Here is a 15873-nt window from a genome sequence, read left to right as displayed (position 1 = left end):
GCTCTACTCTTCGGTGGAGGTACCAGATTCGTCGGTGGAGGTACCTGCGGGGTCGGGTGCGTAGATGGCCACGGCGAGCGCCTCGAGGATGCCGGCGGTATTGGGGCCAAAGGAGAGCACTTCGTAGTCGGACATGTCGACAATCCGGCGCTTTTTGCCGGCGGGAGTGTGCGCGAGAGCGGGCACGGCAGTCATTAACCCGTCGACTCCGTCGACCGATTCGAGCCCCTTGGTCATCATCAGCACTAGATCGGGTTGGGCTTCCACGATCGCTTCGTCGGTCATCGGCATCATGCCCTCCCAGCCGATCTCATCGGCCACATCGATCCCACCGACACCTTTGATCAACGAATCGGTGCCGGAGCCGGGCCCGAAGATGTAGTAGACCCCGGCCTGGCCACGGACGTAAAGGAACATCATGCGTAACTTCTCGTCGTCGGATTCGGGCACGTACTGCTGGATTTCTGCCAGCATCTCCTCGGTGTCGGCCTGGATGCGTTCGGCGAGCTTTTGGCCTTCTTCGGGTACGCCCAGGGCTTCGGCGATCTGCATGGTGAGTTCGTCAACGGTGTCGACATCGCGCTTGGAGTCGATAGCAACCACCGGAATACCGGCATCGCGCATCTGCAACATCACGTCCCAGGGTCCGAGGGAGGTGTCGGTGATGATCACGGTCGGAGCCAGCTCGAGGATGGCTTCGGCGTTGAGATCGTGCCCGTTTTCGGTTACCAACGGTTTTTCGGCGATCTCGGCAAAACCCGAAGAGATATCGCGGCCAACCACATGATCGCCGAGGCCGAGCTCATAGACGGTCCGGGAGGCGGTGCCGTAGAGGTCCACCGCCAGAATCCGGGAGGTATCGGTCACGGTGACTTGAGTGCCTTGGGCGTCGGTGACGGTAACCGGCAACTGGGATTGCGGGTTGGTGGCGATCGGGTCGATCGCCGAATTGGCCAAATGCGCGGTGGTGGGGCCTTCGTAATCCTTGGGGTTGTCGATGAACTGGGCGTTGTCCAGGGCCTGGCCAACATCAACGGTGCCACTAGCCTGTCCGCCACAACCGGTGATAACAAACAGCAGGGTGGCTAGCAGGGCTGCCAGTGTGGCGCGCTGGCCACTGCGTGATGTTCTCGGTGCGCGTTGGACGGTCTGCACGGTAGGTGACCTCTTCTCGACGGGATCGTATCCGGCGGGTGATGGTGAATACTCAAAGCTAACGGCAAGCTTAGCCTCACCTATCTTTATTTAGCAACTATAGCGACTGTATGTATGACTGCTAAGACTTTCCTACTTTTAGTGCAGATATCAGCTTGTGGGGCGTTCTCGACGACCACAAGCGGGCTCGCGGCGGGTCCGTGTTATTGCTGATCTCACAAGATGTCGGTCTGCGACACCTCGGTGTTGACCGCTTGATCGACGACCTAGACTAGAGGGCAGTACGACCATCCAGAGCGGTAGCAGAGATCTGGCTCGATAACGCCGCAGCAACCACCGACTCCATTGTCGATTCGGCAGGTGCTCATGCCAGAAGCGATGGAAGGAAGGTGCGATTTTTCGTGTCCGCAACACCCACTGAGCGTTCCGCGTCCCACCCCTCTGATCGGGAAATCTTTCAGTCCCTGATCGCCGAGCCCGTCCAGGTTGATCAGCGGTATCCGGCCGGGTTGGCCGCACAGCTTTTTACTTCTGAGTACCAGCCACTCACCCCGGAGCAGACCGGACTGCCAGGCATCGTGCCCGGACCGTTGCCCGCCGAGATCGTGGACGCCGCCGATCCGGATGTGCATCCCGGTCGAGATCCCGAGCTCTTACACGGCGGTCGCGGCGATGGACAGCCAGTGGACGAGCGGGCGCGGATCGCCTTCTGGGAGGCTGCCGCCCAACGGTTGGACTGGCACGAGCCATTCGACACGGTACACACCTGGACCAATCCTTCACCAGCCGCCGAACGTGGCCCGGTGATGCGGTGGTTTTCCGGTGGCAAGCTCAATGTGGCGGTGAATTGCCTGGATCGGCACGTGGACAACGGTCTGGGCGAGAAGGTGGCCCTGTATTTTGAGGGCGAGCCCGGCGATCGGCGGGCGGTGACCTACCGGCAGTTGCTCGCCGAGGTCTCTCAGACCGCCCATGCGCTAACCGAGCTGGGCATTGGCCCCGGCGATCGCGTGGTGGTCTATCTGCCGGTGCTGGTCGAGACCGTGGTGATCGCACTGGCGTGTGCCCGCATTGGGGCGGTGCACTCACTGGTCTTCGGCGGTTTTTCGGCCGAAGCCCTGAAGTTCCGGGTGGAGAATACCGCGGCGAAGTTGCTGGTCACCTCCGATGGGCAGTTCCGGCGGGGCAAAGCCGTACCGGTCAAAGACGCGTCCGATGCCGCGGTAGCCGGGGAAAACAACATTGAGCACGTGCTGGTGCTCAACCGCACCGGTCATCAAGACGAGATCACCTGGGTGCCGGGTCGAGACGTGTGGTGGCACGAGATCGTGGATCGGCAGCCTGCGACCCACACCCCGGAGTTTTTTGACGCCGAGCACCCGCTGTTCATCATGTACACCTCGGGCACCACCGGTCAGCCGAAAGGACTAGTGCATACCTCGGCCGGCTATCTCACCCAGGCGTCGTGGTCCTATGACTATCTCTTTTCGAATCCGGATATCGCGACCCGGGACCAGGACGTGCATTGGTGCACCGCCGATCTAGCGTGGGTCACCGCCCATACCTACGAACTCTACGGCCCCCTATCGAATGGGGTCACGCAGGTGATTTATGAGGGGGTGCCCAACCAGCCACATCCGGGCCGGCACTTTGAGGTAATCCAGCGTTACGGGGTGACCAGCTATTACACCGCCCCGACGCTGATCCGATCGTTGATGGGGTGGCACCCCGACGGGGTGGAGCCCGGCTATGATTTGAGCAGTATTCGGCTACTCGGGACCGTGGGCGAGGCAGTCAACCCTGAGGCCTGGCGGTGGGCGCGCACCCAGCTCGGTGGTGGCCAGGTCCCCATGGTCGATACCTGGTGGCAGTCCGAAACCGGTGCGACGGTGCTCTCACCGCGACAGGATGACACCGAGTTCAAACCCGGGTGTGGCTCCCGGCCGTTGCCCGGGGTCCACACCGCGGTGGTCGATGACAACGGGCACCCGACCCCAGCCGGTCAGCAGGGCGTGGTGGTGATCACCCGACCCGGACCAGCGATGGCACGGACCGTGTGGGGCAATCCGGCGCGGTTCTTTAACTCGTACTGGAAGGACTACGCCGATGCGGAAGACTCCCGTGGCTGGTTTGTGGCCGGTGACGGGGCGAAGGTGGATGCCGACGGGGACACCTGGATTCTGGGCCGGATTGACGATGTGATCAACATTTCCGGTCACCGGTTATCCACCATCGAGATCGAGTCCGCCTTGGTGACACACCCGCAGGTGGTTGAAGCCGGCGTCACCCCGGTACCGGATGCCAAAACCGGTCACGCTGCGATCGCTTTTGTGGTCACGCGGGACGGATTCGCCGCCGAGGAAGCGGTGGCCGAGTTACGTGAGCTGGTTTCGCAGACGATCGGCCCGGTGGCCAAACCCAAGGACATCGTGGTCGTCCCGGATGTGCCCAAGACGCGTTCGGGCAAGATCATGCGACGGCTACTCACCCAGCTCTACACCGGGGACACCCTCGGCGATACCACCAGTCTGCAAAATGAGCCGGCCGTGGCCAGTATTGCCGAGGTCCTGGCCACCCGCTAGACGCTCACACACCGCCGATCGGTGGGTAATTCTTCCGGTGCCTGGATGCATCCGGCGGTGGCGCGGGCGATACGCACGTGAATTGCGCAGACCTGATCCAAACTCAGCGGACCGTCTTGGCGGTACCAGCGCGAAATGCCTAGGCAAATGCTGACCACGGCTCGGGCCACATCCCCGGGGTCTCAGGTGGTGAATACCCCGGCAGCGATGCCCTCATCAACCACCCGACGCACGAGATCCTGTTCGCGACGGCGCTGGGCAATGTGGTGGTCACGGGCATCACCGTTCAGCGCACGAATCTCGGTAAACGACACGAAGGCTACCGCGGCAAAGTCGGCGTGGAACTGCACGAGGCATTCCACCAGCGCATCATAACGGTCCAGCGGGTCTGGACCAGCATGGTCAACAGCCCGCTGTGACGCATCGATCAGCTCATGCATCGCCACGTTACAGATCTCGACCAAAATCTCGTGTTTTGAGCCGAAATGGTGATAGATCCCGGGCACCGAAAGCCCAGCCGTTTGGGCGATCTTGCGAATACTGGTGCCGTGATATCCACTCACCGCAAAGCAGCTCAGCGCTGCTTGGGCAATGGGATGTAGCGGAAGTTGTAGCGGCAACATGCGCGGATGAATTGTGACCACCTCATCTTTGTCCATGAGTACCCTCCTGGTAGCTAAACGTGATATAAATTACATTATGCACGACCGAGCGAACGATCGGTCGGACCTGTTGGAGGGACAACACACACATGGATATCAACACCACGTTGACGCAGCTGTGGCGCCAGCGCGTCGCGGACGAACCACAAGCGATCGCACTGACTGATCACACCAACGATTACACCGTTGAACGCACCGAGGACCTGACGAACGCTCTGGGAAGCTATTTTCAATCTCGAGGTGTCGAGCCCGGGCAACGGGTGGGCATCCAGTTGCAGAACACCGTGAGTTTTCCGCTGTGCATGCTCGCGCTGTGGAAGATCGGGGCCACCCCGCTGATCCTGAACACCATGTACGGTCAACACGAATTGGCCGGCATTCTCCAAGACTCTCAGGCGGTGGGACTGGTGTCCTCGGAGACCACCGGTGCCGAGACCGCCACCTGGGGGTTGGCCGGCACCACACCGTGGGTCGTTGCCGCTGATCTCACTGACCCCAGCGACCCCGACCTGTGGCAGGAATTGGAGACTTTCCTGGGCACAACCCCCACCGCGCCGGAGATCACCGCGGACACTGCAGCGCTCCTGACCTATACCTCCGGAACGACCGGACCACCCAAGGGGGCCCTGGCGACCCACCGCAACCTCGCGGCGGTCGCACTGACCTTCCCGCAGCTGATCCACCAACAGCCCGGCGACGGTGTGCTGGCCGTGGCCCCGCTGTTTCACATCACCGGTGCGGTCGGCAGTGCCACCGCGACGCTCACCGCAGGCCGTGGAAAGCTGATTCTGCGTGGCCGGACCCGTACCGAGGTGGTGCTGGATGCGCTGCGGCGTGGCGATGTCAACCACATGGTGGGCTCCATTACTGTCTACAACGCGCTACTGGATGCCCCGGGCGTGACCGAAGAGGATTTCGCTACGCTCAAGTCGACCTATACCGGTGGCGCCCCGGTGCCTCCGGCGACCTTGCGTCAGTTCGAGGATCGTTTCGGCCACTACATACACAACGTCTACGGCATGACCGAGACCAGCTCGGCGGTGATCGGTGTCCCGCTCGGTGAGCGGGCCCCGATTCATGAAGAAACCGCCAGCCTGTCCATCGGTAAGACGATGCCGGATGTGGCAGCTCGCATTATCGGCGACGACGGCCAACAGGCCCCCAACGGCACACCCGGGGAATTGGTACTCCAGGGCCCCTCGTGCATTGACCACTATTTAAACAATCCCGAAGCCACCGCCAGCACCATTCAAAACGGCTGGTTATACACCGGTGACATCGGCATCCTCGACGACGAGGGCTGGATCTACATTGTCGACCGGCGCAAGGACCAGATCAATGTCTCCGGCTATAAGGTCTGGCCGCGCGAGGTCGAGGACGCCATCTACGACTACCCCGGCGTTAAAGAAGCTGCGGTCGTGGGCGTTGCGGACCCGTACTCCGGAGAGAAAGTCATCGCCTTCATCTCCGTTCAGGAGGGTCAAACCCTCGACCCCGAGGACGTACGGGCCACGGTCCACCAGAAGCTAGCGGCTTTCAAGGCCCCCAAAGAGATACACCTCCTCAACGACCTGCCCAAGACCCCGACCGGCAAGATTCAGCGTCGTGTGTTGCGCACGCAGTACACCGCTGAGCCCACCACCAGCTAACACCTCACCTGCCACCAGACCAAGGGACACTGATGACCAACACCACCCCCCTTATTGATGTTGTTCAGACTCCGCAACAGGCCCGCGATCTGCCCGAGCCACCACTGTTGATTCGCTCCACCGTGGAGCGTTTCTTGGATCAGCACGATATTGGCCAGGGCGGCCTGCAGATCACACGGATCGGCGAAGGCCAATCTAACGCCACCTTCCGGATTCAGCGTGACGGCGCCGATGTGATCTTGCGTCGCGGACCGCGACCGCCGATCCCGCGCTCAACCCACGACATGATTCGGGAAGCCCGCGTGCAATCAGCCTTGGCCACCCGCGGATTTGCGGTGCCCACGATTCGCGCGGTGGAAGAAACCGGCGAGCTGTTGGGCGTACCGTTCTACATCATGGACACCCTCGATGGTGATGTCATCACCTCAGAGCTACCCGAACGCTTCGAATCCGACGACGCCCGGCGCCAGATCGGATTTGCCGCAGTGGATGCTCTGCAACAACTGCACAGCCTCGATGTCTCGACCGAACCGCTGGCATCTTTGGGACGGCCCGAGGGCTATTTACAACGCCAGATCGAGCGCTTCACGCACCTGTGGCCCCAGCAAACACAACGAGATATTCCGCTGGTCGATGAGCTATCGCAGTGGCTTGGCCGGCATGTGCCCACCACTCAACGGCACAGCGTCATCCACGGCGACTATCGCATTGGCAACCTGATGTATTCACCCAGCACCACACCTGAGATCCAGGCGGTGCTGGACTGGGAGATGGCTACCCTCGGAGATCCGCTTGCTGATCTCGGCTACTTCGCTGCCACCTATGCCAGTGGCAGTGATACTCCCACCGTCATGGAACTCACACCAGTCACCCGTCAACCCGGTTTCCCCAGCCGCGATGAACTCGTGGCCCACTATAACCGAGAGTCCTCTCTCGACCTTTCCCAGCTGAACTGGTACCAGGTACTAGCTCTGTGGAAATCCGCTATCTTCTGTGAAGCGATCTACACCCGATTCCTCAACGGCGAAGCACCCGACGATCCGAGCTTCGCTGCGGGTCTGGAGCACGGAGTGCCCGCCCTGTTGGAATCCGCCCATCAATTCACCACCGCATAGGTCCTGACTTTTCGAGAAAGTCGGTAACCGTCATGACGACGACCACCACCCTGCCCAAAGAACCCTCACCCACCCAACCCACCCAACCCATCCAAGCAGCCCCGAAGAAATCTCTGATTGCTTCCACCTCCGGCCAGCTTTTGGAATGGTACGAATGGAGCGCCTACGCGGTCTTCGCGCCCTTTATTGCCGGGGCTATGTTCGATGACAGCGATCCGGTGTCTGCACTCTTGGCCACCCTGGCTGTTTTCGCGGTCGGATTCCTCGTCCGCCCGCTGGGTGGCATCCTGTTCGGTGCCATGGCCGACCGCAAAGGCCGCAAAGCGGTCCTGATTATGACCATGCTGACTATGGCCACCGCCTCGGTGCTCATCGGCGTCTTGCCCACCTACGAAACCATTGGCGTGTGGGCCTCGGCCGGTCTTTTGCTCCTACGCATCGCCCAGGGCTTGGCCCACGGCGGTGAGTCAGCAGCGGCTAACTCCTACGTTGCTGAAATCGCTCCCGCCCACAAACGCGGACAGTGGTCCTCGCTCGTATTTGTCACCATCTTCGGTGGCTCCGTGCTGGCATATAGCGTCGGTGGCGGTATCTCGGCGGTAGTGGACGAAACTGCTCTGGCAGCATGGGGATGGCGCATTCCGTTCGTCTTGGGTGCAATCCTGGCCGTTGTCGCTCTGCTGTTGCGTCGGAACATGGCTGAATCCGCCGTCCACGAGCAGGCGCATCACGAAACAGACGAGACACCTGTTGCCCCGGCACAGGCCAGCGCGCCAACCACGATGCAGCTCACCCCGCGCAAATTCTCCCAGACCAAAGCTATTCTGCTCATTATCGGTATGGTCAGTGGCGCTACCGCCGCCCACTACACGTGGAGCTCCTACGTTTCAACCTACGCCATCGTGGAACAAAGCATGGAGCCCACCCTGGCCTATACGGCCAGCGTCGGCGCGCAGTTGATCGCTCTGTTCTCGTTGCCATTCTGGGGACGCCTCTCCGACCGCATCGGTCGCCGGCCGATTATGGCAACGTTCGCCGTGCTGATGATCATCACCCAGATTCCGCTGAAGAGCATGATCTCGGATAACCCCTGGAGTTTATTCATTGCTGCCACGATCGCGTTGTTGATCGTCGGAGCAGCCGGTGCGTTGCTGTCCTGCATGATGTCTGAAGTCTTCCCGACCAAATTCCGTACCCGCAATATCGGTCTGGCCTACTCGATTTCGGTGGCCGTCTTTGGTGGATCAGCTCCCTACCTCAACCAGCTGTTCATCTCCATTGACATGTCCTGGCTGTCGAGCTTCTACATCATCGTCCTCTGCGTGGTGACCCTGTTTGCTGTGCGTCTGTTGCCCGAAACCCGTGGCATTGATTTGAATAAGGTCTAAAACGCCTCCGTTGATACCTCGGGTGGGCCACAGCTGCCGTCGAGGTATCCACGGACCATCTCGATTAACAAACCAGTGGCGGAGAATCCTGAGGAATTCTCCGCCACTGTTGTGTGCCGAGAACTCTCGGCGACGGGTCCACCCCACCTTGGGACCCGGGTCTGCGGGAGAGCCGCGCGATGAGCATGAGGGGCGTCTCACCGCGTGCCAACGTCTAACAGATTAGCTTACCCTGACTGAATTACTAACGCCGTACAGTGGTAATTTATGTCACATCTGGTTAAGATGGCCAATTTTCCAGGGAAACGACTTCATTTTTGTCAGACGCGGTGATGAAAATGTCAGCAGAACCCGATAGTCTCGTCCCTATTACTTCACTCACAAAGGGTAGCCTTCCTTAGCACACCGCTCCCGATCTTGCGAAAAGAGGCCGCTGCTATGGACATCCACGCCGCGACGACATCTGCTGACGATGTGCTCTCCACCAGAGTCCGCCAGCTGACTCGCGAGGACCACTCGCAGGCAGAAAATTCGGCGTTCATCACCGAGCTAATGTCAGGAAAACGCTCATTGCGCGACTACGCACTGCTGGTGTGTCAGTACTTTTACATCTATGGCGCCCTGGATACCGCGGTAGAGGCATGCCGGGAATCCGCGGGCAACGAAGCGTTCCGGGCCCTGTTCGATCCGAACCTAGATCGACGCGATGCCTTGGCAGCAGATCTGGAGTCCTTGTTGCCACTGACTGACTGGGACGCGCCGGCTGCTATGACAGCGACCACCGATTATGTGGCCCGGATTGTTCGGGTCTGCGATGATCCGGTCCGACTCGCGGCTCACCATTACTTGCGATACCTGGGCGATTTATCCGGCGGGTTGGCCATCGCCTCGCTGGTCCGTCGGCACTATCAGGCTCGTGACGATCAACTACACATGTATACCTTCGCCGCCATCCCAAAACCGAAGGTCTATAAGGATCACTACCGTGCCAGCCTGGATGCCCTCAAGCTGGATCAGCAGGACCGCGAGGCTTTTATCGACGAGACCCGGCGCGGGTTTCAGTTCAACCAAGCAATCTTTGAGGACCTCTTCGACTACACCCAGGCACATCCGGTGCGGCACTGAGCCATGGAGGATCGCTGACCGTCCGACGAGACGGGCTACTGCTGTTCGGCCGGGTAAATCTGCCCAATCGGATCGCGTTTTTCCGCCTGGAACGCGTCTTCGACCCGACCGTAGGCCCAGTAGGCCGACAGCGACAGTTGTGACCGGGACAGCCCGCGCTCGTCCATCAAATACGCGCGGAGCTGCTTGATCACTTCGCGCTCGCCGTGCACGAAGGCCTGAATACTGTGTGGGGCGCTGTGCAGGTAGTCGGCCGTGAGCTTCTTCGGCCAGGCCACATCGCGGACTGCCTCGGTCAGCATCGTGGTCTCCGGTGTGAAGGGACCGCCCCGGTGCAGGTAGCGTACTTGAACACCCTGCGGTGCCACGATGGGAAATTCGTCATCGGCGCCGGCGACCTCGAGCAACGCGACTCCGCAGGCGGCCGGATTGGTCTCAGCCAGTTCGGCCAGAGACGCCGCGATGGCTGGTAGGGCGGCTTCGTCTCCGGCCCAAAGGTGCCACTCGGTCTGCGGGTTAGGAGTGTATTGTCCGCCGGGGCCACTGAACTGAACGGGGTCCCCGACCGCAGCGCGTGCGGCCCAGGGGCCGGCCACCCCGGCATCACCATGCAAGACAAAATCGACCTGAAAGGTCTGGGCGACCGGGTCGATGGAGTGCACCGAGTAGGTCCGGCGCACCGGGAGTTGATGCTTGGGTAGCTCAGTGCGTAATGCGTCCAGATCAAAGGGTGGCTTCAACCCCAGGGAGGGATCCGGCGGTAAGAGCAGTTTGATGTAGCGATCTGCGGAGTGGGAATCGTGGGCCAGAAACTGCTCGAAGTCTCCCCCACCGAAGGTCAGTCGGATGAAGTGTGCGGAGAGTCGTTCGGTGCCGACGACTTCCATCAGGTGGGCCGGGTTTTTCGTGCGTGCTGGGCGGACTTTTTCAGACATACCCCTACCCTAACCTGGATAGGTTACCCTTCACTAGCGCACGGAGTGCCGGTAGCTGGTGGCTCGGTGATCGGCGGCGGTGTGCGGACCGGCGTTGAAGAACTGTTCGCGTAGGGTGCGCGGGGTGTCCTCGGGCGCCGGGGAGGCTAGCTGTCCTCGCTGAGCTAGCACCGGGGAGACGTAGGTGGCGAAGCGCTCCAGATCTGCCGGTCGCACCGCACCGGAGATATTGAACCCGTCGATGTCAGCCACCGTGGCCCAGCGCTCTAGCTGGTCGGAAATGGTTTCAGCGGATCCGACTAACACCGGGCCACGCCCGCCCAGGGCGACGAATTCGGCGAGGTCCTTGACCGTATAGGCACTGCCACCGGTGGCTTCGGCCAGGGTGGTCATCGCCTCCAGGGCGGAACGGTTGGCCTCGGTGGTGACGTATTCCAGCGTGTCGTCGGGGTCTGCCTGAGCCAGGTCCACACCGGTCCAGCCCCCGAAGAGTGCCAAGGCCCCTTCGGTATCGACGTAGTCCCGATAGGACTCCCAGCGGGCGATGGCGTCCGCATCGGTAGCGCCGGTGACCACGGTGGCCATGGCGAAAATCTTCACCGCGTTGCGGTCACGACCCCGGGCCCGGAGTCCGTCACGTAGCTCATCGACCCAGTGGCGGACCAATTCGGGGGTGGCACCGATGAGGAAGACGGCTTCGGCGTGATCGAGGGCGAGTGCTCTGCCTCGCGGGGAGGCGCCAGCTTGGAACAACAACGGGGTGCGTTGCGGTCCGGGGTGGGTCAAGGCCGGGCCGGGAACCGTGAAGAATTCGCCCCGGTGCTCGGCCGGGTGGATTTTCTGCGGGTCGACGACCACGCCGGCGTGAGCGTCGTTGACCACTGCGCCGGGCTCGACGGAGGATTCAAACAGCCGGTACATCACCTCCATGTATTCATCGGCGCGATCATAGCGTTGATCGTGCGGGATCTGCTGGGCGAGTCCCATGTTTTTGGCCGAGGAGTCCTGGTAGGAGGTGACGATATTCCAGGCCAAACGTCCTGCGGTGAGGTGGTCCAGGGAGCTCAGTCGGCGGGCCAGCAGGAACGGGTGCTCATAGGAGACCGAGGCGGTCACCCCGAAACCAAGGTGACGGGTGTGGTCGGCCATGGCCGAGACTGCCGACAGCGGGTCCAGCAACGGGTACTGCAGGCCACCGCGATAGGAGGTCTCGGCCGATGCCCCGTAGACGTCATAGACACCGAGCACGTCGGCCAAAAATAGGGCGGAGAATCGGCCTCGTTCCAGGGTTTCGGCCAGTTGCGTCCAGTACTCCAGGGTGTCAAAGGCCACGATCCGGGACTCGGGGTGGCGCCACAGGCCCGGGGATTGGTGGACCGGGACCATCATCTCGAAAGCGTTGAATAGCAGGGGTTTCATCACGCGTGCTCCTGGGGTGTCTGCGTCTGCGAGGAGTTGCCGGTGGGGGCATCACCGATGGCGTTGAGCCCTTCGGGGGCGGTGCCATTGACCAGCCAGTCCCCGATCGCCCGGGCACGGAAGACGATGGGGTTATGAGTGGCCACGGTTTGGGCGTTGCGCCAGTGCCGGTCGAGGTTCTTAGAGCGCAATGTGTTCGAGGCGCCACCGGTCAGGAACAGATCGGAACAGGTCTTGATCACGATCTCGGGGACCGTGACGTGCGCATTGGCCACGGCAATCTGGGCGGTGATAAATTCCTCGGGGACCTCGGCATGGGCGTTGTGCATCTGGCTTCTCGCGGCCAACGCCTCCAGGGCGCTGTCTAGAGACCTGGCGGCTTCGATCACGGTGGCGCGGGCGGTGAAAGCCCCGGCACCGAGGCGCCCGACGGTTTCGAGGATGAGCGGATCGTCACGGTAGGGCACGCCCAGACCGGTGTTGAAGGTACGTTTGCGGTGCCGGACCCCAGAAGTGGCGTCGTGAACTGCAGCAGCCCCGATGCCGGCGGAGACGGCCAGTAACACCAACTGGAAGAAGGTCGCTTCATGGTGGGCCTCGGGCGAACCAGGGACACGTGGTAAGACGTGGGTGGCCGGAACAGTGATGTCGGTGAATCGTGCGGTACCGGTGGAGGTCAGGCGTTGACCGAACCCGTCCCAGTCATCGAGGAGCTCCACCCCGGGATCATTGACCCCGACCACCGCGAATCCGCGACCTTCTTGGGCAGATCCGTCGGGATTGTAGAGGGTGGCCGACACCCGGGTATGACTGGCGAAAGCCGACCCGGTGGCGTAGTACTTCGTGCCGTTCAGGATCCCGCTACCGTCGGGGTGCAACGAGAGCGAGGTGTTGAGCGTGCCCAGGGTGTTCCCGCCGATTTCGGTGGAGGCGTTCCCGACGGTGACCCCGGACAGCAGTCGCTGAAACCACGCTGCTCGTTGCGGTTCAGGCAGAAAGTACAGGGATTCGGTGAATCCGGCGTGGGAGCGGTATTGGTGGGCGATATTCGCATCGGCGGTGGCTAGATCAATCAGCAACCGCGTAAAGGTTTCGATGCTCACCCCGGGGCCGCCGTATGCGGTGGGGACCCGCAACACACTGAAGCCGGCCTGGTTGAGCTCGCGGATCTCGGCGAAGGGCAAAATGCGTTGCTGTTCCCGCTGGCTAGCACCAACAGCGATCGAGTCAAACAGTGGGGCGAAATAGTCTTTCAGGCTGTGATAGTCCGAGACGGTCGGAACATGCGGGGCCACGGGGGTGGCCGAGATTGCGACGTCGTCGTGAAATGTCCGGGCAGAAGGCGACACAGCGAAGGTCCTTTCCATCGGAACTGGCATTAGCACCTGGGTGGCCTGAACGGCACCCCTGGTTGCTGTGGCGTCATCGAGCCAGCTCTCTCAGCCACTCTGGATGGTCTGGGCCTCACTGTAGTCAGTGACCATGTCACATCACAGGTCATTGAGAAATGTGACGTGAACTACTCGCCCTGCCAGGACTGGTGCAGGGTTAGTTCTTGCTGTATTTCACCAACCGGACGTTGACGAACTCTTTGATGCCGTACGGTCCCAGCTCACGCCCGAAACCGGAGCGCTTGACACCGCCGAAGGGCAACTCTGCGGCGGTGGTGGAGGTTTCATTGATGAACACTTGGCCGGTGTGGATCTGATTTCCCACCTCAGCCGCGCGCGCCGGGTCGGAGGAGTGGACGGTAGCGGTCAAACCGTAGGGCGTGTCGTTGGCGAGCTTGATGGCTTCTTCTTCACTTGCCACCGAGTAGACCATGGCCACCGGGCCAAAGAGCTCTTCGGAATAGGCCCGCATCTCGGGGGTGAGCCCGGTGAGCAGAGTGGCCGGGTACCAGGCCCCCTCGCGGTCTTCGGGCGCCCCTCCCACGTGTGCGGTCGCACCGTGGTCGATGGCGTCGCGGACCTGAGCGTCGAGATTCTCCAACGCTTGCTGGGAAGACATCGGTCCCATGGCCGTCTCCGGTTGGGTGGGGTCGCCCAACCGGACTTGTTCCACGGCGGTTTTCAGTTGTTCCACAAAGTCGTCGTAGAACTCCTCGAGCACAATGAGGCGTTTAGCCGCGTTGCAGGCCTGGCCGGCGTTACCAAACCGCGAGGTGGCAGCCAGCTCGACGGCCTGGGGCACGATGTCGCGGTCAAGCACGATGAAGGGGTCGTTACCACCCAGCTCAAGCACCACTTTTTTCAGGTGTTTACCGGCGGTCTCGGCCACCGCTGCCCCCGCCCGGTCAGAGCCGGTCAGAGACACACCCTGGACCCGCGGGTCGGGAATAACTCGCTCGGCGATCTGCTCGTTGGAGGCGTAAATATTGACGTAGGCGCCCGCGGGGAATCCGGCCTCGTGGAAGATCTGCTCCATCACTTCGGCCGATTCCGGACACTGCGGGGCGTGCTTAAGCACGATGGTATTTCCGGCCATCAGGTTCGGCCCAGCAAAACGGGCGACCTGGTAGTAAGGGAAATTCCAGGGCATGATGCCCAACAGCACACCCACCGGGTCGTATTGCACTTTGGCCTGACCACCGCGAGCAACTGGGAGTTCTTCATCGGCGAGGAACTCCGCGGCGTGATCGGCGTAGTAGCGGTAGATCGAGACCGAAATTTTGACTTCAAACTCGGCTTGGCGGACCGGTTTACCCATCTCCCGGGTGATGATCGAGCATAGCTGGTCGAGACGCTCTTCGTAGAGATCGGCAACGCGGTGCATCCACTGGGCGCGCTGCTCAAAGCTGGTGTTCGCATAACTTGTGAAAGTCTCGGCAGCCAGGTTAACTGCCTCGCTAATCTGTTCGTCGGTTGCGGTGGGGTAGGTCTTTTCAACAGCACCGGTGGCGGGGTTAGTCACTGCATAAGTCGTCATACCCCTAACCTACGGCGCGCGTGTGGCAGATCACAATACCTGGGGGGTCGAAAACCACGAAACCGCGGCCGGGACCAGAGACAGGCGAAAGGCCCCCGCAGTGAGTAGCCTAGAAGAATCTCCCCGGCACGACGTCTATTGACAGGATGATTCCCGATGCTTTTCTCCACGCCCGCGCTCGCCGCGCGGTACCGCTCGGTGGCGCTCGCCACCCTGGTCAGCCTCAGCGCCCTGGGGTTGACCGGTTGTGGTGGCGAGGACGACCCGGGATCCGGGCAGGCCCAAGATCCCGCCACAGCGATTCCCTCCGATCAAGCACCGGAACCCCGCGAGGAATCGATTGCCCTGGCGAACCAGGTCGATGAGACCCTGCAGGAGGCGATGGTCTATACCGGCGAAGAAATCTGGGGCGACCGGTGGCTCGTGGTCGATTCACTCCGGGAGGTGTCGGACCCAGACCAGTGTCAGCAGGCAACACTCTCACAGCTCGAGGTTGCCATGGACTCAACGGATCCTGCAGTCTATGCCCAGGTTGACGGCGAGACTCAGCTTGATGAGACGGCCTCGGTCGAAGAACTCGATCTGGTCGAGTTCAGCACCGATGCGGATCGCCGTGAACGGGTCGAGCTCGAAGAAGCTCGAGAGACCGACTGTGTGAATGAGGAGATGACCGAGATCGAGGACGACACCGTCTCCGCCGAGGCCGGTGAGGTTTCCATCCGAGAGGTGGTCGTCTCGGATTTCCTTACGGCCCGGACCGCTGAGCTGGAAACCGGTGGCACCTGGCTTCGGTACCGGTCGGTGTATCCTTCAGCCACCGATCCTCAGGACGGGATAGCATTCGATGCCTGGGCCGAGTCGGCCAGCGAACGCATTGACGAGATCTACACCGCGACGCGTTAGGAGTACGGCCAG

The 15873-nt window shown here is 61.5% G+C and carries 11 protein-coding genes, 1 pseudogene and 2 riboswitches; of the genes and pseudogenes, 6 read left to right on the top strand and 6 right to left on the bottom strand.

The window, feature by feature from the left end; genetic code table 11:
- Positions 1-3: 3 nt before the first annotated feature.
- The gene (locus tag DCC25_RS08265; protein ID WP_110101321.1) at positions 4-1155 is read right to left on the bottom strand and encodes a hemin ABC transporter substrate-binding protein; all 1152 of its coding nucleotides are present in this window, start codon (positions 1153-1155) and stop codon (positions 4-6) included.
- A gap of 284 nt (positions 1156-1439) precedes the next feature.
- A riboswitch (SAM riboswitch) is annotated at positions 1440-1540 on the top strand.
- Between the two features lie 220 nt (positions 1541-1760).
- On the opposite strand from DCC25_RS08265, the gene acs reads away from it, so the two are divergent.
- A complete protein-coding gene (gene acs / locus DCC25_RS08260) occupies positions 1761-3737 on the top strand; it encodes an acetate--CoA ligase (protein ID WP_370443921.1) in 1977 nt (658 codons plus the stop codon).
- Here acs and DCC25_RS08255 read toward each other — a convergent pair.
- A pseudogene (locus tag DCC25_RS08255) lies at positions 3734-4360 on the bottom strand (TetR/AcrR family transcriptional regulator). The gene acs and the pseudogene DCC25_RS08255 overlap by 4 nt on opposite strands.
- A gap of 128 nt (positions 4361-4488) precedes the next feature.
- On the opposite strand from DCC25_RS08255, the gene DCC25_RS08250 reads away from it, so the two are divergent.
- The 4 genes from DCC25_RS08250 (at position 4489) to DCC25_RS08235 (ending at position 9676) form a co-directional block, all read left to right on the top strand.
- The gene (locus DCC25_RS08250; protein ID WP_110101319.1) at positions 4489-6048 is read left to right on the top strand and encodes a class I adenylate-forming enzyme family protein; all 1560 of its coding nucleotides are present in this window, start codon (positions 4489-4491) and stop codon (positions 6046-6048) included.
- 32 nt (positions 6049-6080) lie between these two features.
- On the top strand, positions 6081-7163 hold the full coding sequence (locus DCC25_RS08245; RefSeq protein WP_110101318.1) for a phosphotransferase family protein: 1083 nt from the start codon (positions 6081-6083) through the stop codon (positions 7161-7163).
- A 32-nt stretch (positions 7164-7195) separates the two neighbouring features.
- Entirely contained in the window at positions 7196-8551 is a 1356-nt protein-coding gene (locus DCC25_RS08240; RefSeq protein ID WP_110101317.1) for an MFS transporter, read from the top strand.
- 438 nt (positions 8552-8989) lie between these two features.
- Positions 8990-9676, top strand: a complete 687-nt coding sequence (locus tag DCC25_RS08235; RefSeq protein ID WP_110101316.1) for a heme oxygenase (biliverdin-producing) — start codon at positions 8990-8992, stop codon at positions 9674-9676.
- A 35-nt stretch (positions 9677-9711) separates the two neighbouring features.
- Here the strand turns inward: DCC25_RS08235 and DCC25_RS08230 are convergent, their stop codons facing one another.
- The 4 genes from DCC25_RS08230 to DCC25_RS08215 form a co-directional block, all read right to left on the bottom strand.
- The gene (locus tag DCC25_RS08230) at positions 9712-10611 is read right to left on the bottom strand and encodes a siderophore-interacting protein (protein ID WP_110101315.1); all 900 of its coding nucleotides are present in this window, start codon (positions 10609-10611) and stop codon (positions 9712-9714) included.
- A gap of 33 nt (positions 10612-10644) precedes the next feature.
- The gene (locus tag DCC25_RS08225) at positions 10645-12030 is read right to left on the bottom strand and encodes an NtaA/DmoA family FMN-dependent monooxygenase (protein ID WP_110101314.1); all 1386 of its coding nucleotides are present in this window, start codon (positions 12028-12030) and stop codon (positions 10645-10647) included.
- Entirely contained in the window at positions 12030-13379 is a 1350-nt protein-coding gene (locus DCC25_RS08220; protein ID WP_233487987.1) for an acyl-CoA dehydrogenase family protein, read from the bottom strand. The genes DCC25_RS08225 and DCC25_RS08220 overlap by 1 nt, the downstream gene beginning before the upstream one ends.
- 11 nt (positions 13380-13390) lie before the next feature.
- A riboswitch (SAM riboswitch) is annotated at positions 13391-13489 on the bottom strand.
- Between the two features lie 89 nt (positions 13490-13578).
- Entirely contained in the window at positions 13579-14958 is a 1380-nt protein-coding gene (locus tag DCC25_RS08215) for an NAD-dependent succinate-semialdehyde dehydrogenase (protein ID WP_110101312.1), read from the bottom strand.
- A gap of 156 nt (positions 14959-15114) precedes the next feature.
- Between DCC25_RS08215 and DCC25_RS08210 the strand changes: the two genes are divergently transcribed.
- Complete coding sequence (locus DCC25_RS08210) at positions 15115-15861, top strand: hypothetical protein (RefSeq protein ID WP_110101311.1); 747 nt, start codon at positions 15115-15117, stop codon at positions 15859-15861.
- Positions 15862-15873 lie beyond the last annotated feature (12 nt).

The sequence above is a fragment of the Auritidibacter sp. NML120636 genome, from assembly GCF_003185945.1.
Taxonomy (GTDB): domain Bacteria; phylum Actinomycetota; class Actinomycetes; order Actinomycetales; family Micrococcaceae; genus Auritidibacter; species Auritidibacter ignavus.
Note: the sequence above shows the minus strand (reverse complement) of the source record. Positions and strands in the feature narration are given on the sequence as shown.